Source organism: Methylosinus sp. Ce-a6 (genome assembly GCF_009811655.1).
Classification (GTDB): Bacteria; Pseudomonadota; Alphaproteobacteria; order Rhizobiales; family Beijerinckiaceae; genus Methylosinus.
On the sequence record NZ_BGJX01000025.1, the window covers coordinates 12,636 to 31,288 of the forward strand.

The following is an 18,653-nucleotide window of genomic DNA, read 5'->3' on the forward strand; positions in this document are numbered from 1 at the left end:
ACGGCCTCCAAGGCGGCTCCAACGCTATGGAAAACACCGGCCGAAGGCGACGAGCAGCCGCGGGTCGCCGCGCAGCCTGATCTCGAGGGTGAGAAGCGCCCATAACAGGCTCGTCTCCTTGCGCAGGAAGCGCAGCCAGGCCTCGGCGTCCGCCGAGATCCGCAAATCGGCGCCGCCGATCAACCCCTCGTCGACGCGAAGTCGGCCATTTTCGATCGCGACGGTGAGGTCCTTGCGCTCCGCGCCGCGGAAAGCGAAGTGATAGACGGCGCGCAAATCGCCCGCGCGCTTCTTCTGAAAGCGCAGCGAGAGACCGCGCGCAAAGGCCGCGATGGAGCTCGCCCGCATGCCATTGGCGACGCGCTTCACGCTCTTGTGCGGGAAGCGACGCTTCACATAATCCTCGGCGTCCGAGTTCGGCGTCACATAGATCGTCTCTTCCTTCTTCTGCAGCGGATCGACGACGCTCGCTAAAAATCCCTTGCGGTCGTCGCGATAGGCGCCGATCACATCCTCGCCCGCCGGACAGACGGCGATGCAATAGGCCGCCTTGTAATTGGGCCCATAGGCGAGGCTCTGCCACATGGAGACGCTCTCCGCGTCGCTCACCTTCTCGCGATAGGAGAGGGAGGTCTTGGCGTCGGCGATCGTCTCGACCCAATCCATGAAGCCGCCCATGAATTCGCGATAATTATGCGTGTAGCAGGCGGCGAAATCGAAGGCGCCGTCCGGCCCTATGGCCCCGGTCGGACAGGCGGCGACGCAGAGCTTGCAAGTGAGGCAGGGATTATTGTCGATTGGGCGCGAATAGGAATCGAGCGCGAGATCGACGACCACCGTTCCGAGCAGGATGAAATTGCCGAATTTCGGATGGATGACATTGCGATGCAGCCCCATGCGCCCGAGCCCCGCCGCGACGGCCACGGGCTTGTGCGAGAGGACCCACATTTTCGCCGGCCAGCGCTGCGCCTCCATCGGAAAGGCCATGGACGGATAGGCCGCCCGCGCGCCCATATCCTCGAGCATTCGCGCGAGCCGATGCGCGACCGCGTCGGTCTCGTCGCCGACGCGGTGGAACTCCACATTGGCGGCGGAGCGCGCCGGGCTGCGGATGTTCTCGCGATTCATCCGCATCACGAAAGAGACGAGGCTTTTCGCGAATGGAAAGGCCGCGAGGATCTCCTCGCGCTCGAAGCGAATAGCCGGATCGTCGATGGAGACGAAGCCGACATCGTCGGCGCCGGCGGAAAGCGCCATCTCGCGCAGCCGCCGCGCTTCGAAAACCGGCGCGAGGGCGGCCGACGACTGGATTTCATGAGCCTCCACAGACATATGCATATGCCCCTTTTTGCGCGCGAACCGGCCGATGCGAGCCTTTGAGGCTCGCGGTCCGATGCGCGTCTCACGAAAACTGGACCGCGAGCCTTCAGGCTCGCTCTCGCTCCACCCCGAAACCTATCACTCTTCCTGAACCGCCTCGGCGAGCGCGCGCAATTCGCCGACGAGATGCGCCAATCTCTCGGCGCCGAATTTCTGCTCCGCCCGCGTCTGCGCCGCGCGCCACAGCGGCAGGGCCTTGGCCAAGGCCGCGCGTCCCTGTTTCGTCAGCGTCACCTCGCGCGTGCGCCGATCGTCGCCCGGCTTCACGCGCAAGAGCCCGCGTTTCTCCATCACCGCGAGATTTCGCGCGAGCGCGCTGCGGTCCAGCACAAAGGTCTCGGCCAGTTTGCTGACCGTCCACCCTTCCGCCAGCGAGCAGGCGACGAGCAGCGAATATTGCGTCGGCTCGAGATCGAGCCCGGAAAAACTCTCCGCATAGAGCTTGCCCACCGCGCGCGCCGCGCGGCGCACATTGGCGACCGCGCAGCTCTCGGCGCAGGCTCTCACTTCGGCCGGATCGGGCTCTCTCATGCGAAAGATGTATATGCCCCTATTGCGCCGGAGTCAATATTCGCCATCATCCGAGCCGCCGTCATCGCGAGCGTAGCGAAGCGATCCAGGGGCCGCCTCACGGCGCTGGATTGCTTCGCTTCGCTCGCAATGACGGAGAAAACGTCAGGCGACCACGGTGAGCCGGCGCGCGGCGCGGGTGACGCCCGTGTAGAGCCAGCGCGCGCGATGCTCGCGAAAAGCGAAGGATTCGTCGAACAGCGCGACATCGTCCCATTGCGAGCCCTGCGCCTTGTGCACGGTGAGGCAATAGCCGAAGTCGAACTCGTCCGAATCCTTGCGCTGCGCATAGGGAATTTCGGCGTCGCCGCCTTCGAAGAATTGCGGCAGCACGCCGACGCGCTGGAATTTTCCGGCCGCCTCCTCCGGCTCGACGAGCAGGCGCACCTTGCCGCGCCGTACGGCGCCGGCGCTCTTCACGGAAAAGAGCGCGCCATTGAGCAGGCCCTTCTTGCGATTATTGCGCAGGCACACGAGCTTCTCGCCCGATTGCGGCAGCGCGCCGGTGAACCCGCGCAACTGCCGCAGGCGATTATTATAGGCGCGCCGCGTGCGATTGAGGCCGACGAGCACCTGATCGGCGCCCGTGATGAGCGCGGGATCGAGCGCGTCGCGTCGCACGACCTGCGTCTCGCCATAGACGCCATAATCGAGCCGCCCGCCCTCGCGAATGATCATGGAGAGGCGCACGATCGGATTGTCGGCCGCCTGGCGATGCACTTCCGTCAGCATGACGTCCGGCTCGGCTTCCGTGAAATAGCCGCCGCCCTTCACCGGCGGCAATTGCGCCGGATCGCCCAGCACCAGCACTTTCTTGCCGAAGGACAGGAGATCGCGGCCCAATTCCTCATCGACCATGGAGCATTCGTCGATGATGATGAGCTTGGCTTTCGCCGCGTCGCTGTCCTCATTGAGCTCGAAGGCGGGCTCCTCCGTCTCCGTATCGGTGGCGCGATAGATGAGGCTGTGAATGGTGCGCGCGCCCTCGCAGCCCTTGGAGCGCATGACCAGCGCCGCCTTGCCGGTGAAGGCGCCGAAGGCGACGTCGCCGTCGACGCTCTCGGCGATGTGACGCGCGAGCGTCGATTTGCCCGTGCCGGCGTAGCCGAACAGGCGAAACAGCTGCGCCCGCCCGTCCTTCAGCCATGTGGCGACGGCTAAGAGCGCGCGCTCCTGCTCATTGGTCCAGACGGGCATGGGATGCGAGACTCGGATCAATTGTCGGGTAGCCAGGATGGCGAAAGCGACGGGCGGCCGCAAGTGTCGGAAACAATCCCTCGCGCCGAATGGGCGCGCGCCCTTCTCCCGCTTGCGGGAGAAGATGGCCCTGGCGCCAGCGAGGGTCGGATGAGGGTTCGATCCGCCCCATCGCTCTCGAAGCTTTATGGATGCAAGAAACCGCGGCGGCCCTCATCCGACCCCGCTTCGCGGGGCCACCTTCTCCCACGAGTGGGAGAAGGACTCGCGGGTCGAGATTCGCACGCTATTTGTTCAGCTTCCCCTTCACCACCTTCGTTCCCGCCTTGCCCGCCATGGATCGCGGCGATGGACGCGACAACGGCCGCGCCTCGCCGCCGCCGAAATTATGCGGGCCCATATCGGCGTCGGTCGGCTTGTGGGCGCGCGTGCCGGGGATGGAAGCCGGCTCCCCTCCCCTTCCGCGCGGGCGCATCAGCGGATTGGCTTCGGCGAGCAGCTCGGCGCGCTGCAGGCGGGAAATCTCGTCGCGCAAGCGCGCCGCCTCCTCGAAGGCGAGATCGGCGGCGGCCGCCTTCATGCGCTTCTCGAGATCGGCGAGCGTCGCCTGCATATTGTGCCCCGGCGCGAGCTCCGAAAGGCCGGCGTCCACGGTGACATGATCCTGCTCGGCGAGCGAGCCGAGAATATCGGCGATATCGCGCTTTATGCTCGCCGGCGTGATGCCGTGCTCGGCATTATAGGCCTGCTGCTTGGCGCGGCGGCGATCGGTCTCGTCCATGGCGCGCTTCATCGAGCCGGTGACATGATCCGCATAGAGGATCACGCGCCCGTCGACATTGCGCGCGGCGCGGCCGATCGTCTGGACCAAAGACGTCTCGGAACGCAAAAAGCCTTCCTTATCGGCGTCGAGAATGCCGACGAAGCCGCATTCGGGGATGTCCAGACCTTCGCGCAGCAGATTGATGCCGACGAGCACGTCGAAGGCGCCGAGGCGCAGATCGCGAATGATCTCTATGCGCTCGATCGTATCGATATCCGAATGCATATAGCGCACGCGCACGCCATTCTCGTGCAGATATTCGGTCAGATCCTCCGCCATGCGCTTGGTCAGCACGGTGACGAGCGAGCGATAGCCGAGATCGCTCACCGCCTTCACCTCCCCCAAGAGATCGTCGACCTGCGAGCGCGCGGGGCGTATCTCCACCGGAGGATCGATGAGGCCGGTCGGGCGGATGACCTGCTCGACGAAGACGCCGCCCGTGCGCTCCAGCTCCCAATTGCCCGGCGTCGCCGAGACGGCGATCGACTGCGGGCGCATCGCGTCCCATTCCTCGAAGCGCAACGGGCGATTGTCCATGCAGGACGGCAGGCGGAAGCCATATTCGGCGAGCGTCGCCTTGCGGCGAAAGTCGCCCTTGTACATGGCGCCGATCTGCGGAATGCTGACATGGCTCTCGTCGGCGAAGACGATGGCGTTGTCGGGCAGATATTCGAACAAGGTCGGCGGCGGCTCTCCCGGCTTGCGCCCAGTGAGATAGCGCGAATAATTCTCGATGCCGGCGCAGGAGCCGGTGGCCTCCATCATTTCGAGATCGAAGCGCGTGCGCTGCTCGAGCCGCTGCGCCTCGACGAGGCGTCCGGCGCGATTCAATTCGTCGAGCCGCGCGCGCAGCTCGTCCTTGATCGCCTTGATCGATTGCAACAGCGTCGGACGCGGCGTCACATAATGCGAATTGGCGTAGACCTTCACGAATTCGAGGTCCTGCGTCTTCTTTCCCGTAAGCGGATCGAATTCGCAAATCGACTCCACCTCGTCGCCGAAGAAGGAGATGCGCCAGCCGCGGTCCTCATAATGGGCCGGGAAGATGTCGACGGTGTCGCCGCGCACGCGGAACGTGCCGCGCGTGAAATCGGAGCCGATGCGGCGATATTGCAGAGCGACGAGATCGGTGACGAGCTGGCGCTGCTCCAATTTCTCGCCGACGCTGACGCCGAAGGTCATCGCCGTATAGGTCTCGACCGAGCCGATACCGTAGATGCAGGAGACGGAGGCGACGATGATGACGTCGTCGCGTTCCAGCAACGCGCGCGTCGCGGCGTGGCGCATACGGTCGATCTGCTCGTTCACCGACGATTCCTTCTCGATATAGGTGTCGGTGCGCGGCACATAGGCCTCGGGCTGATAATAATCGTAATAGGAGACGAAATATTCGACGGCGTTGTTCGGAAAGAAGCTCTTGAACTCGCCATAGAGCTGGGCGGCCAGCGTCTTGTTGGGCGCGAGCACCAGCGCCGGCCGCTGTGTGCGCGCGATCACCTGCGCCATGGTGAAGGTCTTGCCGGAGCCGGTGACGCCGAGCAGCACCTGATCGCGCTCATTGGCGACCACGCCGGCGACGAGCTCGTCGATCGCCTGCGGCTGGTCGCCGCGCGGCTGATAGTCGGAGACGAGAGCGAATTCGACGCCGCCCTCGCTCTTCTGCGGCCGCTCCGGGCGGTGCGGCGTCCAGGGCTTCTTCTCGCGCAGATTGGGATCGCCGAGCTTCAAGAGCTGCTCGAGGCTCTCCATCGTCGCGGTGACGCCGCCGGGCCCGCGCAGATCGAGCTTTTCCGCGAGCTCCTCGTCGACGCCGGTCACGGCCCCCGGATCATAGGCGGCCTGCGGCGCCTCCTCGAAACCGGCCTGACGCTCGGCGAGCCCAGGATTGAGCAGCGCCTGCAGATGCGGCGCGATCGGCGACACCTCGGGCTTGGCGGCCTTGGCGCGCGTCGGACGGGCCGGGTTCTTGGGCTTTTTCGGAGGAGAGGCCATGGCCGCGAATATGGCCCCGGACGGCGTCAAATGGAAGCGGCGCCGGCGCGGGCTTGTAGGCGGCGCGCCCGTGGCATGTCATGTGTATCGAATGAGGATTTTATACACGCGCACCAATATCGTGATCGACGACCGGCTGATGCAGGATGCGATGCGGGCGACCGGCCTCGCGACCAAGAAGGAAACCGTCGAACTCGCTCTGCGAACCCTGCTGCGTCTGCAAAGACAAAAGGAAATCAGGAAACTGCGCGGCAAGCTGGATTGGCGCGGCGATCTCGACGCAATGCGGAAGGACGTATGATTCTCGTCGATTCCAGCGTTTGGATCGACTATTTCCGCGGACTCGCGACGCCGCAGACGGATCGGCTGGACCTTTTGCTGGAGCGAAGCCGATCGCGATCGGCGATCTGATTCTGACCGAGGTTCTGCAAGGTTTCGACCGCGACCGCGATTTCCAGAACGCTCGGCCCATGCTCGCATCGCTGACGATCGTCGAGCTCGGTGGAACGGCGATCGCGATCCGCGCCGCCGAAAATTTCCACAAGCTGCGAGCCGCGGGCGTCACGCCGCAAAAAACCATCGACATTTGAGCGGCGCGATCGGCCTCGAATCGCCGCGTCAAGCCGGCGCGTCCTCCGCCTCCCGCTCCTCGCCGAGATCGCGCCGCAGCGCTTCCTCGGCCTCGTCCGCCTGCCGCTGACGGCGCCACATGGCGGCATAGGCGCCATTCTGCGCCAACAAGTCCGAATGCGCGCCCCGCTCGACGATGCGGCCATGGTCCAGAAAGAGTATTTCGTCGGCGTCGACAACGGTCGACAGCCGATGCGCGATGACGATCGTGGTGCGGCCGCGCGAGACGCGCGCCAGCGCCTCTTGAATCTCATGCTCGGTGAAACTGTCCAGCGCCGAAGTCGCCTCGTCGAGAATGAGCAGCGGCGGGCCTTTCAGGATCGTTCGCGCTATGGCGACGCGTTGCTTCTCGCCGCCCGAGAGCTTGAGCCCGCGCTCGCCGACCTGCGCGTCATAGCCGCCCGGAATGGATCGGATGAAGCTGTCGATCTGCGCCAGGCGCGCCGCCTCGCGCACCTCCTCCATGGCGGCGTCCCAGCGGCCATAGCGTATGTTATAGGCGATGGTGTCGTTGAACAGCACCGTATCCTGCGGCACCATGCCGATCGCCTCGCGCAGCGAGCGCTGCGTGATCGCGGAAATATCCTGCCCGTCTATGGCGATGCGCCCCGCCTGCGGCTCGTAGAAGCGGAACAGCAGGCGTGAGATCGTCGATTTTCCGGCGCCCGAAGGGCCGACGATGGCGATCGTCGCGCCGGGCTCGGCCGTGAAGCTCACGCCCTGCAGAATCGGCCGCTTGCGGTCATAGGCGAAAACGACGTCGTCGAAGACGATGCGCCCATCCCGAACCTCGAGGTCCGGCGCGCCCGGCCGATCCGCGATCTCCGGCTGCCGCGACAAAATCGCGAACATCTTCTCTATGTCGACGACCGCCTGCCGCGTCTCGCGATAGAGCGTGCCCATGAAATTGAGCGGCTGATAGAGCTGGATCATCATCGCATTCACCAGCACGAAATCGCCGACGCTGTTGCGCCCGCTGCGCACGCCCTCCACGCACATGAGCATGATGACCGCGAGGCCGATCGTGTAGATCACCGCCTGTCCGGCGTTCAGCAGAGCGAGCGAGATATAGGATCGTATGCTGGCGTTCTCGTAGACCGCCATGGATTTGTCGTAACGCTCCGCCTCGCGCCGCTCGGCGACGAAATATTTCACCGTCTCATAATTGAGGAGGCTGTCGATCGCCTTCACATTGGCGTCGACGTCGCTCTCGTTCATCGAGCGGCGAATGGCGATGCGCCAATTGGTGGCGATCAGCGTGTAGACGAGAAAGGCGGCGATCGTCAGCATGGCGACGAGCGCATAATCCCAGTCGAATTGGACGACGAGCACGCCGACGACGAGCGCGAATTCGACGATGGTCGGGACCGCCGTCGACATCACGAGCCGCGTCAGCGTCTCTATGCCGTCGCGGCCGCGCTCCAGCACGCGCGTCAGGCCGCCGGTCTTGCGGCCGATATGGAACCGCAGCGACAATTGGTGCATATGCACGAAGACGTGATTGGCGAGCCGCCGCACCGCATGCATGGCGACGGCCGCGAACAGCGCGTCGCGCGCCTGCGTCAACAGCGCATAGACCGCCCGCAGCGCGCCATAGAGAATGGTGAAGCCGACCGCCCCGCCGAGCATCGTCGGGACCGCGGCGCCCGACGCCAGACCGTCCGCGGCCCATTTGAAGGCGAAGGGAACGGCCATATTCACCAATTTTCCGACGATCAGCAGAGCGAGCGCGACGACGACGCGTCGCTCGAGGTCGCGCCGGCCTCGAGGCCATATATAGGGCCAGAGGCCGCGAATCGTCGCGACGACGGACTCCCGGCCGAGCGGCTTTTCCGATTCTTCCGCCGCGCCATGTACAGAAACTTGCGCCGAAGCTTGCTCTTCGTCCCCGTCGACCTGTCGCATCGGTCTCGTCCAGTCCTTCCCAAGGAGGCGCCACAATGACATCTGGATTTCATATAAGTGGTTTGAAGTGCGAACGCACCAGCGCTCCGCTCACGCCGGCGAAATCCCTCGGCCTTGACGCGGCTACAGGAGCGGGCCATCAAACGGGAATGAACGATATTCGAAAAATCGAACGCGTCTGCGTCTATTGCGGCTCCTCCTCCGGCGACGATCCCGTCTATGCCCATGCCGCGCAATCGCTCGGCGCGGCGCTCGCGCGCGAGGGCGTGGAGCTCGTCTTCGGCGGCGGCTCCTGCGGCCTCATGGGCGTGGTCGCCAACGCCACGCTCGCGCAGGGCGGCAAGGTCACCGGCATCATTCCGAGCTTCCTCGACGAGCGCGAGATCGCGCTCACCTCCGTCACCGATCTGGAGATCGTGCCGGACATGCATACGCGCAAACGTCTGATGTTCGAGAAGTCGGACGCATTCGTGGCGCTGCCGGGCGGCATCGGCACGCTCGAGGAATTGACCGAGCAATTGACATGGATTCAGCTCGGCCGCCACAGCAAGCCGCTGGTCATCGCCGATATAGGCGGCTTCTGGAAGCCGCTGCTCTCGCTCTTCGCCCATATGCACAACGCCGGCTTCATCCGGCCGGGCTATGAGGTGCGCTACATGGTCGCCGAGCGCATAGAGGATGTGATCCCCATGCTGCGCGCGGCGCGCTCCGTCGAGCATGAAGGCGACGAGAAAGCCATAGAGCAGCATTTTTGAACAGCGCAACGCTCCTTCTCCCATGAAATGGGAGAAGGTGGCCCCGCGAAGCGGGGTCGGATGAGGGCTGCCGCGGTTCGCGAGACAATCACCGAGATCGTCGCCGCGGCAACCGCCCTCATCCGACCCGACTTCGTCGGGCCACCTTCTCCCGCGAGCGGGAGAAGGGAGAACGGCTAGACCGCGCCCGATCTGACGAGCTTATAGACGATGGCGTCGACGAGCGCCTCGAAGGAGGCGTCGACGACATTGGGCGAGACGCCGACGGTCGACCAGATATCGCCCTTGGCGTCCGCGCATTCGACGAGCACGCGCGTCACCGCATCCGTGCCGCCCTGGAACACGCGCACGCGATAGTCGACGAGCTTCACATCCTCGATGAAGGATTGATATTTGCCGAGGTCCTTGCGCAGCGCGACGTCGAGCGCGTTGATCGGCCCATTGCCTTCGGCGGCGGAGATCGTCGATCGTCCGTCGATGCGCAGCTTGACGATCGCCTCCGCGCCCGCGTCCTCGGAGCCGAGAGCGCCGAAGCGGCGATCGACGGCGACGCTGTAGCGCTCGATGTCGAAATAATGCGGAACCTCGCCGAGCAGGCGCTTGGCGAGCAGAAAAAATGACGCGTCGGCGCCCTCATAAGCGTAGCCTTGCGCCTCCTTCTCCTTGACCTCCTCGAGCAGGCGCGTGAGGCGCGGATCGTCCTTCGCGAGCGAGATTCCCAATCGCTCCAGCTCGGCGACGATATTGGACTTGCCCGCCTGATCCGACACCAGCACGCGGCGCTGATTGCCGACGCTCTCCGGCGGCACATGCTCGTAAGTGCGCGGATCGGTCAACACGGCGGAGGCGTGAATGCCCGCCTTGGTGGCGAAGGCGCTGGCGCCCACATAGGGCGCATGGCGGTTCGGCGCGCGATTGAGCAATTCGTCGAGCGCATGGCTCGCGCGCGTCAGATGCGTCAGGCTCTCGCGCGTCACGCCGATCTCGAAGCGATCGGAAAATTCGCTCTTGAGCAGAAGATTGCCGATGATCGTCGTGAGATTGGCGTTGCCGCAGCGCTCGCCGAGACCGTTCAGCGCGCCCTGAATCTGCCGCGCGCCGCCGCGCACCGCGGCGAGCGAGACGGCGACCGCCTGCCCCGTATCGTCGTGAGCGTGAATGCCGAGCTTCTCGCCCGGAATGACGCGCGCGACCTCGGAAACAATGCGCTCGACCTCATGCGGCAGCGAGCCGCCATTGGTGTCGCAGAGCACGATCCACCTCGCGCCGGCCTCGTGAGCGGCGTTGGCGCAGAGAAGAGCATAATCGCGATTATCCTTATAGCCGTCGAAGAAATGCTCGCAATCGACGAGAACTTCCTTACCGCGCGCGACAGCCGCGGCGACGGATTGGCGGATGCCGTCGAGATTGTCCTCGAGCGTCGAGCGCAGCGCGACGCGCACTTGATAGTCCCAGGCCTTGGCGACGAAGGTCACGCAGTCGCAATCGGCGTCGAGGAGCGCGGCGACGCCGGGATCGTTCGACGCCGAGCGGCCTTGCCGGCGCGTCATGCCGAAGGCGGCGAAACGCGCCTTCAAGGGCGGGCGCTTGGCGAAGAAATCCGTGTCGAGCGGGTTGGCGCCGGGATAGCCGCCCTCGATATAATCGAGGCCGAGCTCGTCGAGCAGAGCGGCGATCTGGCGCTTGTCGGCGAGCGAGAAATCGACGCCGGTCGTCTGCGCGCCGTCGCGCAGCGTCGTGTCGAAGAGCGTCAGCCTCTCCCGTGTCATCGCGTTGCAGCCTTGCTCTCGAGTTGCTTCTTCATCGTGGTGTTGCCGAGCCATTCGCCGCGCAGCTCGCGCATGTTGCGCTGATGGGCGACATAGCCGCGCGCGGCGAAGAAATCGCGGGCCGCGTCGGACGCGTCGACGCTGATCTCGCGCGTCCCACGCGCGGCGGCGAGCTTTTCGACGGCGTCGGCGAGCGCCGATCCGACGCCGCGCCGCGCCGCGCGCGGATGCACATAGAGCATGTCGAAAAATCTATTCTCGCTCAGGCTGGCGAAGCCCGCGATCTGTCCGTCGAGCGAAGCGACGATGGTGAGCGCGCCCGCGAGCTTCTTTTCGAAAGCCGCCTCGTCATCCGCCGCGGCGCTCCAGGCGGCGCGCCGATCCTCGTCGTAATCTTCCGCCGCGAGCGTCTCGACGCTCGCGCGAAACAATTGCGCGAGCCGAGGCGCGTCGGCCGGCAGAAAGGGGCGAAGCCCGGGGACGGAAGCGGCGCGCGCCATGGCTAGATGATCTCGAAGGCGGCGAGCACACGCCAGGCGAGCGCTGCGGCGAGCGCGAGGATGATGAGCTTGAAGACGAGATAGGACGCCCAATGCCCCGGAAAGGGCAGAAATCTTCGCCAGTCGTTCTTAAGCATGGGCGTGGCCTCCTCTCGTGATCTTCGTGCGCGTCTCCTTCTCCCATTTATGGGAGAAGGTGGCCCTCGCGTCAGCGAGGGTCGGATGAGGGTCCGTGTCGCTGTCCGACGCTTGCAGTCGCCGCAGCGAGCCCTCATCCGACCCCGCTTCGCGGGGCCACCTTCTCCCGCAGAGCGGGAGAAGGAGACGCGCGTCGTGATGGTCGGATAATGTTCGAGATGGATGAAGCGTCACCGCCGCACCTCCCATGTCGTCGTGCCGTCCTTATTGTCCTTGAGCGCGACGCCCATCGCCGCGAGCTCGTCGCGGATGCGGTCGGATTCGGCCCAGTTCTTGGCGGCGCGGGCGGCGAGGCGCGTTGCGATCAACTGTTCCACCACAGCAGCCTCGATTGTTCGTCGACGCGTCGTATCTTTGCTTTCGACATTGATCCCCATCAGAAGCAGTGAAGCTTTCCGCACTCCTGGGTCCGAAATTCTGTGTAAGTGGGAAATCGCCAAAGGCGTGTTGAGGTCATCTGTGAGAGCAGCAATCACGTCAGATGAAACCGTGGTCGGAGCGACGCCATCGGCCTCAGAGCGCCATTTGTCCAAAAACGAGTCGCTCTGCTCGAGCCCCTCCCTTGTCCAATTTATTGGCTGACGATAATGCGTTCTCAGCATATTCAGTCGAAGAACGTCTCCAGGCCAGTCCTTCAGCAGCTCATGGATCGTCACGAAATTCCCCAGGCTCTTCGACATTTTTTTGCCCTCGACCTGGAGAAATCCATTGTGCATCCAGTAATTCGCCATCACCTCATGGCCGAAGGCGCAGCGCGTCTGCGCGATCTCGTTCTCGTGATGCGGAAACACGAGATCGACGCCGCCGCCGTGAATGTCGAAGACCTCGCCGAGATGCTTCCAGGACATGGCCGAGCATTCGAGATGCCAGCCGGGCCGGCCGCGTCCCCAGGGCGAGTCCCAGCCGGGCTCGCCCTCTTTAGAGGGCTTCCACAGCACGAAATCCATGTCGCCCCGCTTATAGGGCGCGACATCGACGCGCGCGCCGGCGATCATCTCGTCGAGCGGCCGACGCGACAGCCGGCCGTAATCCGCCATGGAGGGCACGTCGAACAGCACATGGCCGTCCGCCGCATAGGCGTGGCCGGCGGCGATGAGCTTCTCGATGATGGCGATCATCTCGGCGATATGCTCGGTCGCGCGCGGCTGCACGCTCGGCTCGAGGCAGCCGAGCGCTCTCACATCCTGCTGGAAGATCGCGTTCGTCTGCTCGGTCAGCTCGCGGATCGAGATTCCGCGCTCGGCGGCGCGGGCGTTGATCTTGTCGTCGACGTCGGTGATGTTGCGGACGTAAGTGACATGATCCGCGCCATAGAGATGACGCAGCAGGCGGAACAGCACGTCGAAGACGATGAGCGGCCGGGCGTTGCCGATATGGGCGTGGTCATAGACGGTAGGACCGCAGACATACATGCGCACATTCGCCGGATCGAGGGGGCGGAACTCCTCCTTGGCGCGCGTCAGCGTATTGTAGAGCTTCAGAACAGGAGCGTCGGACGACATGAATTTCCCCTCGGCCTGCCGGCCCGGGGCGTCATTGCGTGTCATTGAGAGAGACGTGACGGCTCCGGCCAGCGATTGCGCTAGCTGATAATGATCCGACAAGGAATGCGGAAACGGAGCGTGCTCGTCATGGGCGCTAACATGCGCGCTCCCTCGCCCTCCGTCAAGCCGCAGACCGAAGGAGCTCGAGGCCGGGGAAGGCGACGGCCGAGCCCGCCCGCCACCGGAACGAGGCTTTCCTTGATCCGCCCGCCGGAATAAGTCACAACAGCCCACGTCGCGGCCCTATCGCCGCGACGCCAACTCCATTTCCGGAACTGGGTCAAATGGCGGATATTTTGCGCGTCGGCGTCGCGGGCTTGGGCACGGTGGGCGCTTCGGTCGTGCGGCTCTTGCAGCGGCAGGCGCAGGCGCTTTCGGCGCGCACGGGACGAGAGATCGTCGTCACCGCCGTCTCCGCCCGCGATCCCGCCAAGGACCGCGGCGTCGATCTTTCCGGCGCGACCTTCTATGAGGACCCGATCGCGCTAGCCGCCTCGGATACGATAGACCTTTTCGTCGAGCTCATCGGCGGCGCCGAGGGGCCGGCGCGCGCCAGCGTCGAGACGGCGCTGGGCAAGGGCCGCTCCGTCGTCACCGCCAATAAGGCGCTGCTCTCCGCCCATGGCTCGGCGCTGGCCGAGCTCGCCGAGAGCCGCCATGTCGCGCTCGCCTTCGAGGCCTCGGTCGCGGGCGGCATCCCCATCGTCAAGACGCTGCGGGAGGGGCTCGCCGGCAATTCGATCGAGCGCGTCTATGGAATTCTCAACGGCACCTGCAATTACATCCTCTCCCGCATGGAGGCCGAGCGCCTCTCCTTCGAGGACTGTCTGAAGGAGGCGCAGCGCCTGGGCTACGCCGAAGCGGACCCGACCTTCGACATAGGCGGTTTCGACACGGCGCATAAATTGTCGATTCTCGCCTCCCTCGCCTTCGGCGCGAAGATCGCGCCCGAGGCCGTCGAGATCGAAGGCATAGAGCGCGTCACTCTGGCCGATATAGACGCGGCGGGCGAGCTCGGCTTCCGCATCAAGCTGCTCGGCGTCGCCCAACGCACCGCGCAGGGCGTGGAGCAGCGCGTGCACCCCACTATGGTGCGCAAGACGACGGCGATCGCCCAAGTAATGGGCGTCACCAACGCCGTCACCATAGACGCCGACGCGGTGCATGAGCTGACGCTGGTCGGCCCCGGCGCCGGCGGCGACGCCACCGCCTCGGCCGTCGTCGCGGACATCGCCGATGTGGCGAGAGGCGTGCGCTCGGCGCCCTTCGGCCTGCCGAGCGCCTCGCTGCGCAAGCTCGAGCGCGCGCCGGCGGCGCTGCACGAGGGCGGCTATTACATCCGCCTCGCGGTGCCCGACGTGCCCGGCGCCTTCGCGGCCATCGCCACCCGCATGGCGGAGCGCAAGATCTCGCTGGAGAGCATCATGCAGCACGGCGGCCGCGCCACGCGGCGCATCGGCGACTCGCCGGTCGGCGTGATTCTCATCACCCATGCGACGACGGAGCGGCTCGTGCGCGAGGCGCTCGACGCCATCTACGCCGACGGCACGATCGCCGAGCCGGCGCAGGTCATCCGCATCGAGCGCGAATAGAGCGTTTCCAGCCGAAGTGGACGCCGGTTCGGCGTTGGAAACGCATTAAAAACAAAGCGCGAGAGTCTTTTCATGTTTCAATGAAACACGAAAAGACTCTCGCGCATCGCCGGAGAAAAAGGCATGGCGCGCCCCCCCTCGGCCGCAGACAAAGCCCTCGATCGCAATCTGACCCTCGAGCTCGCGCGCGTCACCGAAAGGGCGGCCGTGGCGGCGGCGCGCTGGCGCGGGCGCGGCGACGAAATGGCGGCCGACCAGGCGGCCGTCGACGCCATGCGCAGCGAATTGGACAAGCTCGCGATTCGCGGCCGCGTCGTCATCGGCGAGGGCGAGCGGGACTCCGCCCCCATGCTGTTCATCGGCGAGGAGGTGGGCTCGGGCGGCGGCCCGCGCGTCGATCTCGCCGTCGCCCCGCTCGAGGGCTCGACGCTCTGCGCCAAGGACATGCCGGGCGCTATCTCCATCGTCGCCATCGCCGCTTCGGGCTCGCTGCTCAACGCCCCCGATGTCTATATGGACAAGATCGCCATAGGGCCGGGCTATCCGCAAGGCGTCGTCGACCTCGACAATGAGCCCTGCGCCAATATCGCCGCGCTCGCCGCGGCCAAGGGCGTCGCCGCGCAGGATGTGACGATCTGCATATTGGACCGGCCTCGCCACGCCGAGCTCATCGCCAAATGCCGCGCGGCCGGCGCGCGCGTGCGGCTCATCAGCGACGGCGATGTGGCGGGCGTCATCTTCACCGCCCAGCCGACCGAGACCGGCGTCGACATGTATCTCGGCGCCGGCGGCGCGCCGGAAGGCGTGCTGGCGGCGGGCGTGCTGCGCTGCGTCGGCGGCCAGATGCAGGGCCGCCTCCTTCTCGACAGCGCCGAGAAAGTCTCGCGAGCGGCCGGCATGGGCGTGCGCGATCCGCGAAAAAAATACGAGCTCGAGGAACTCGCCTCGGGCGATGTGGTCGTCTGCGCGACTGGCGTCACCGACGGACCGCTGCTCTTCGGCGTCGTGTTCGGCAAGGATTCGATCGAGACGGAGACGCTCGTCTACCGCTCTTCGACCGGCACGGTGCGGCGCATCTGCGCCGAGCATCGCGCGACGGGAAAGTTCGGGATGGATTGAGCGATGTCCGCGAAAGCCGTTCTCATTCCCGTCTTCGCCCTGGCGGCTCTCGCCTTCGGATTGCTCACCGCTCTGGCGCTGACGCGCATCGGCGTTCTGCGCAGCGGCGCGGTGAAGCCGAAAGACATAGCGCTCAATCGGAACTGGCCGGACCCGATCGTCCAGCTCGCCAATTCCTACGCCAGCCAGTTCGAGCTGCCGACGCTCTTCTATGCGCTGGTCGTTCTGGCGCTCGTCACGGAGAAAGCCGATCGTCTTCTCGTCGCGCTGGAATGGGCCTTTGTCGCGACGCGCTTCGCGCACGCCTATATTCATGTGACGAGCAATCATGTGCCGCGGCGATTTTTCGTCTTCGCCGCAGGCTTCGCCCTGCTCGTTCTCATGTGGGCGATCTTCGCCGCCCGGATCGTCCTTTCCTGACGCTCCGGCGCGGCGAAGCGAAACCTTTAGTATTTGCGGCCGGTCTCGAGCTGCGTCTTGGCGTCGAGCGGCTTCTTCGGCGGCGGGGTCGGGTCGGGCTGCGACTGAGCCGCGCAGGCGGCGAGGGAGAGGGCGAGCAGAATGGCGGCGAGCTGACGAAGAGAGCGCATTGGTGCTTCCGTCGATGGGGGATGGGAAAACGAGGATGGGAAAACGCCGCCGATTCCGCAGCGCAACATGCGTTGAACGGAGCCATTGAGGCCAGAATGTGGCCGTGAGCGCGGCTGTGGCCATTTTCTGAGGCTTTTTGTTTTTCCACGCTCTATCTGGTCCCCAGGGGCGCGCGGCGCTGGCCTGCCGGCCCCGCAGGCCGTAAAGCTGAGCCGATCATGACGCCTGCCGCCCAAGTCTCCGCCGCCATAGAAATCCTCGCCGAGCTCGCCGAGCGCCGCCGTCCCGCGGCCGACGCGATCAAGGATTGGGGCCTCTCCCATCGATTCGCCGGCTCCAAGGACCGCGCGGCCATATCGAGCCTCGTCTTCGACGCGCTGCGAAAGCGCGCCTCGGCGGCGTTTCTGATGGGGTCGGAGACGCCGCGCGCGATCGTCGTCGGCGCGCTGCGCGAGGCGCGCGGCCTCGGCGCGGAGGACATCGCGGCGCTGTTCACCGGCGAGGGCCACGCCCCTGCCCCACTCACGGCGCAGGAGCGCGAGCGCCTCGCGACAGCGACGCTCGAGGGCGCGCCGGCCCATATTCGCGGCGATTATCCGGAATGGCTCGCCGAGCGCTTCGCCGCCGCCTTCGGCGACGCCGCCGCGGAGGAGGGCCGCGCGCTCGCCGAACGGGCCCCCGTCGATCTGCGCGCGAATATTCTGAAGGCCTCGCGCGAGGACGCGATTCGCCGCCTCGCGCATCTTACCCCCGAGCCGACGCCGCTCTCGCCGCTCGGCCTGCGCATCGCGCCCACGGCCAAGGGGCGCGGACCCGCGCTCACGGCCGAGCCGGCCTATGTCAAAGGCCTCGTCGAGCCGCAGGACGAAGGCTCGCAACTCGCCGCTTTGCTCTGCGCCGCCGAGCCCGGCGAGCAGGTTCTCGACCTTTGCGCCGGCGGCGGCGGCAAGACTTTGGCGCTCGCCGGGCAGACGCATAATCGCGGGCAAATCTACGCCTATGACGACGACGGCCGGCGCCTCGCCCCCATCTATGCTCGCCTCGAGCGGGCCGGCGCGCGCAATGTGCAGGTGCGCTCCCCGCGTGGGCAGGCTGATGTTCTCGCCGATCTCGAGGGTCGCTGCGGCCTCGTGCTGATCGACGCGCCCTGCACCGGAACGGGGACCTGGCGGCGCCATCCGGACGCCAAATGGCGCCTCGCTCCCGGCGCGCTCGAGCAGCGCCTCGCCGAACAGCGCGAGCTGCTGGATAAAGCGCCCCGCTTCGTGAAGGCGGGCGGACGCATCGTCTATGTCACCTGCTCGCTGCTCCTCGACGAGAACGAGGACCAGATCGCCCGCTTTCTGGCGGAACATGCGGATTTCTCCGCCGTGCCGGCCGCGGAGGCCGCGGCGAAGGCCGGGCTGCCGGAGCTCGCCCGCTTCGGCTCGACGCATGGGGCGGGATTCCGGCTGACGCCGCGAACGGCGGGGACGGATGGGTTTTATGTTTGTGTGTCGAGGAGAGGGTGAGCGGAAGAAAGTATCGTTTCGCAAATACCGTCGAGATTTCGATAGACTTCGTCATTGGCGAGACGCAGCACACGATAGCCATTCGCAGCGAACCATTCCTCTCGACGTCGATCGTAAGCGATTTCTTCCTCTGTCGAATGCGTCGCTCCATCGACCTCGATCACGAGCCGCGCTTCGGCGCAGAGAAAATCGGCGATGTAAGGCCCACAAGGCGCTTGTCGGCGGAAGGACAGACCAGCGAGACGATGCGCGCGGAGCGCATACCACAGCTTGCGTTCGGCGTCGGTCAGCTCACGCCTGAGGCTCCGTGCGCGCTTGGTCATCAAGCGTGTTTGGCGCATCCGGGGCCCCCTCCGGCTCGCTGCGCTCGCCACCTCCCCCGCTGCGCGGGAGAGGGTTAGAACGGCGGCGTCGCTGGTCTATTGGCAAATATTTGCGCAGTTTCGATGAAGCGCGCAATCTGCTCCCTCTCCCGCGCCAGCGGGGGAGGGTTGGGGAGGGGGCGCGCCGCGCTCTTGCACACGACCGACTACGGGAGGTAGTCACTATCGACTACGCGAGGTAGTCACTACGTCTC

17 protein-coding genes are annotated in these 18,653 nt (G+C 65.6%); 6 read left to right on the forward strand and 11 right to left on the reverse strand.

The features are described 5' to 3' along the window. Positions 1-24: 24 nt before the first annotated feature. The 4 genes from Mspo_RS14570 to uvrB all read right to left on the reverse strand — a co-directional run bounded on the left by Mspo_RS14570 (position 25) and on the right by uvrB (position 5,962). Positions 25-1,338, reverse strand: coding sequence for an SCP2 sterol-binding domain-containing protein (locus Mspo_RS14570; protein WP_244613460.1), 1,314 nt, complete (start codon positions 1,336-1,338; stop codon positions 25-27). A 120-nt stretch (positions 1,339-1,458) separates the two neighbouring features. Continuing rightward, the gene (locus Mspo_RS14575; RefSeq protein WP_159730959.1) at positions 1,459-1,911 is read right to left on the reverse strand and encodes a MarR family winged helix-turn-helix transcriptional regulator; all 453 of its coding nucleotides are present in this window, start codon (positions 1,909-1,911) and stop codon (positions 1,459-1,461) included. A gap of 144 nt (positions 1,912-2,055) precedes the next feature. Continuing rightward, a complete protein-coding gene (locus tag Mspo_RS14580) occupies positions 2,056-3,147 on the reverse strand; it encodes an ATP-dependent RecD-like DNA helicase (RefSeq protein WP_159730961.1) in 1,092 nt (363 codons plus the stop codon). Between the two features lie 286 nt (positions 3,148-3,433). After that, positions 3,434-5,962 (reverse strand): excinuclease ABC subunit UvrB, encoded by a 2,529-nt coding sequence (gene uvrB, locus Mspo_RS14585; protein ID WP_159730963.1) that lies wholly within the window; start codon positions 5,960-5,962, stop codon positions 3,434-3,436. A gap of 91 nt (positions 5,963-6,053) precedes the next feature. Here uvrB and Mspo_RS14590 point away from each other — a divergent pair, with 91 nt between their 5' ends. Next, on the forward strand, positions 6,054-6,263 hold the full coding sequence (locus tag Mspo_RS14590; RefSeq protein WP_159731019.1) for a type II toxin-antitoxin system VapB family antitoxin: 210 nt from the start codon (positions 6,054-6,056) through the stop codon (positions 6,261-6,263). A gap of 317 nt (positions 6,264-6,580) precedes the next feature. Here the strand turns inward: Mspo_RS14590 and Mspo_RS14600 are convergent, their stop codons facing one another. Next, on the reverse strand, positions 6,581-8,497 hold the full coding sequence (locus Mspo_RS14600) for an ABC transporter ATP-binding protein/permease (protein WP_159730965.1): 1,917 nt from the start codon (positions 8,495-8,497) through the stop codon (positions 6,581-6,583). 149 nt (positions 8,498-8,646) lie between these two features. On the opposite strand from Mspo_RS14600, the gene Mspo_RS14605 reads away from it, so the two are divergent. Continuing rightward, positions 8,647-9,252, forward strand: coding sequence for a TIGR00730 family Rossman fold protein (locus Mspo_RS14605; RefSeq protein ID WP_159730967.1), 606 nt, complete (start codon positions 8,647-8,649; stop codon positions 9,250-9,252). Positions 9,253-9,428: 176 nt separating this feature from the next. On the opposite strand, the gene cimA is transcribed toward Mspo_RS14605, so the two are convergent. From cimA to cysS, 4 genes are all read right to left on the reverse strand, one after another. After that, entirely contained in the window at positions 9,429-11,021 is a 1,593-nt protein-coding gene (gene cimA / locus Mspo_RS14610) for a citramalate synthase (RefSeq protein ID WP_159730969.1), read from the reverse strand. Then, on the reverse strand, positions 11,018-11,521 hold the full coding sequence (locus tag Mspo_RS14615; RefSeq protein WP_159730971.1) for a GNAT family N-acetyltransferase: 504 nt from the start codon (positions 11,519-11,521) through the stop codon (positions 11,018-11,020). Before Mspo_RS14615 ends, cimA begins: the two co-directional genes overlap by 4 nt. Positions 11,522-11,523: 2 nt before the next feature. Further along, on the reverse strand, positions 11,524-11,658 hold the full coding sequence (locus Mspo_RS20105; protein WP_256366361.1) for a hypothetical protein: 135 nt from the start codon (positions 11,656-11,658) through the stop codon (positions 11,524-11,526). Between the two features lie 231 nt (positions 11,659-11,889). Continuing rightward, positions 11,890-13,221, reverse strand: coding sequence for a cysteine--tRNA ligase (gene cysS, locus Mspo_RS14620; RefSeq protein ID WP_159730973.1), 1,332 nt, complete (start codon positions 13,219-13,221; stop codon positions 11,890-11,892). Between the two features lie 326 nt (positions 13,222-13,547). On the opposite strand from cysS, the gene Mspo_RS14625 reads away from it, so the two are divergent. From Mspo_RS14625 to Mspo_RS14635, 3 genes are all read left to right on the forward strand, one after another. Next, positions 13,548-14,855, forward strand: coding sequence for a homoserine dehydrogenase (locus Mspo_RS14625; protein ID WP_159730975.1), 1,308 nt, complete (start codon positions 13,548-13,550; stop codon positions 14,853-14,855). A 123-nt stretch (positions 14,856-14,978) separates the two neighbouring features. Then, positions 14,979-15,974, forward strand: coding sequence for a class II fructose-bisphosphatase (gene glpX, locus Mspo_RS14630; protein WP_159730977.1), 996 nt, complete (start codon positions 14,979-14,981; stop codon positions 15,972-15,974). Positions 15,975-15,977: 3 nt separating this feature from the next. Beyond that, positions 15,978-16,394: an MAPEG family protein gene (locus tag Mspo_RS14635; RefSeq protein ID WP_159730979.1), complete on the forward strand. Its 417-nt coding sequence runs from the start codon at positions 15,978-15,980 to the stop codon at positions 16,392-16,394. A gap of 26 nt (positions 16,395-16,420) precedes the next feature. Here Mspo_RS14635 and Mspo_RS19615 read toward each other — a convergent pair whose 3' ends face one another. Beyond that, the gene (locus Mspo_RS19615; RefSeq protein ID WP_201281712.1) at positions 16,421-16,564 is read right to left on the reverse strand and encodes a hypothetical protein; all 144 of its coding nucleotides are present in this window, start codon (positions 16,562-16,564) and stop codon (positions 16,421-16,423) included. Between the two features lie 219 nt (positions 16,565-16,783). Between Mspo_RS19615 and Mspo_RS14640 the strand changes: the two genes are divergently transcribed. Then, on the forward strand, positions 16,784-18,076 hold the full coding sequence (locus tag Mspo_RS14640) for an RsmB/NOP family class I SAM-dependent RNA methyltransferase (protein ID WP_159730981.1): 1,293 nt from the start codon (positions 16,784-16,786) through the stop codon (positions 18,074-18,076). Here the strand turns inward: Mspo_RS14640 and Mspo_RS14645 are convergent. After that, complete coding sequence (locus tag Mspo_RS14645; protein ID WP_159730983.1) at positions 18,049-18,417, reverse strand: endonuclease domain-containing protein; 369 nt, start codon at positions 18,415-18,417, stop codon at positions 18,049-18,051. The genes Mspo_RS14640 and Mspo_RS14645 overlap by 28 nt on opposite strands. Positions 18,418-18,653 lie beyond the last annotated feature (236 nt).

Bases quoted from the DNA above. Each gene is read 5' to 3' on its own strand.
- Mspo_RS14570 (WP_244613460.1), bottom strand. From the start codon at position 1,338: ATGCATATGTCTGTGGAGGCTCATGAAATCCAGTCGTCGGCCGCCCTC.
- Mspo_RS14575 (WP_159730959.1), bottom strand. From the start codon at position 1,911: ATGAGAGAGCCCGATCCGGCCGAAGTGAGAGCCTGCGCCGAGAGCTGC.
- Mspo_RS14580 (WP_159730961.1), bottom strand. From the start codon at position 3,147: ATGCCCGTCTGGACCAATGAGCAGGAGCGCGCGCTCTTAGCCGTCGCC.
- uvrB (WP_159730963.1), bottom strand. From the start codon at position 5,962: ATGGCCTCTCCTCCGAAAAAGCCCAAGAACCCGGCCCGTCCGACGCGC.
- Mspo_RS14590 (WP_159731019.1), top strand. From the start codon at position 6,054: ATGAGGATTTTATACACGCGCACCAATATCGTGATCGACGACCGGCTG.
- Mspo_RS14600 (WP_159730965.1), bottom strand. From the start codon at position 8,497: ATGCGACAGGTCGACGGGGACGAAGAGCAAGCTTCGGCGCAAGTTTCT.
- Mspo_RS14605 (WP_159730967.1), top strand. From the start codon at position 8,647: ATGAACGATATTCGAAAAATCGAACGCGTCTGCGTCTATTGCGGCTCC.
- cimA (WP_159730969.1), bottom strand. From the start codon at position 11,021: ATGACACGGGAGAGGCTGACGCTCTTCGACACGACGCTGCGCGACGGC.
- Mspo_RS14615 (WP_159730971.1), bottom strand. From the start codon at position 11,521: ATGGCGCGCGCCGCTTCCGTCCCCGGGCTTCGCCCCTTTCTGCCGGCC.
- Mspo_RS20105 (WP_256366361.1), bottom strand. From the start codon at position 11,658: ATGCTTAAGAACGACTGGCGAAGATTTCTGCCCTTTCCGGGGCATTGG.
- cysS (WP_159730973.1), bottom strand. From the start codon at position 13,221: ATGTCGTCCGACGCTCCTGTTCTGAAGCTCTACAATACGCTGACGCGC.
- Mspo_RS14625 (WP_159730975.1), top strand. From the start codon at position 13,548: ATGGCGGATATTTTGCGCGTCGGCGTCGCGGGCTTGGGCACGGTGGGC.
- glpX (WP_159730977.1), top strand. From the start codon at position 14,979: ATGGCGCGCCCCCCCTCGGCCGCAGACAAAGCCCTCGATCGCAATCTG.
- Mspo_RS14635 (WP_159730979.1), top strand. From the start codon at position 15,978: ATGTCCGCGAAAGCCGTTCTCATTCCCGTCTTCGCCCTGGCGGCTCTC.
- Mspo_RS19615 (WP_201281712.1), bottom strand. From the start codon at position 16,564: ATGCGCTCTCTTCGTCAGCTCGCCGCCATTCTGCTCGCCCTCTCCCTC.
- Mspo_RS14640 (WP_159730981.1), top strand. From the start codon at position 16,784: ATGACGCCTGCCGCCCAAGTCTCCGCCGCCATAGAAATCCTCGCCGAG.
- Mspo_RS14645 (WP_159730983.1), bottom strand. From the start codon at position 18,417: ATGCGCCAAACACGCTTGATGACCAAGCGCGCACGGAGCCTCAGGCGT.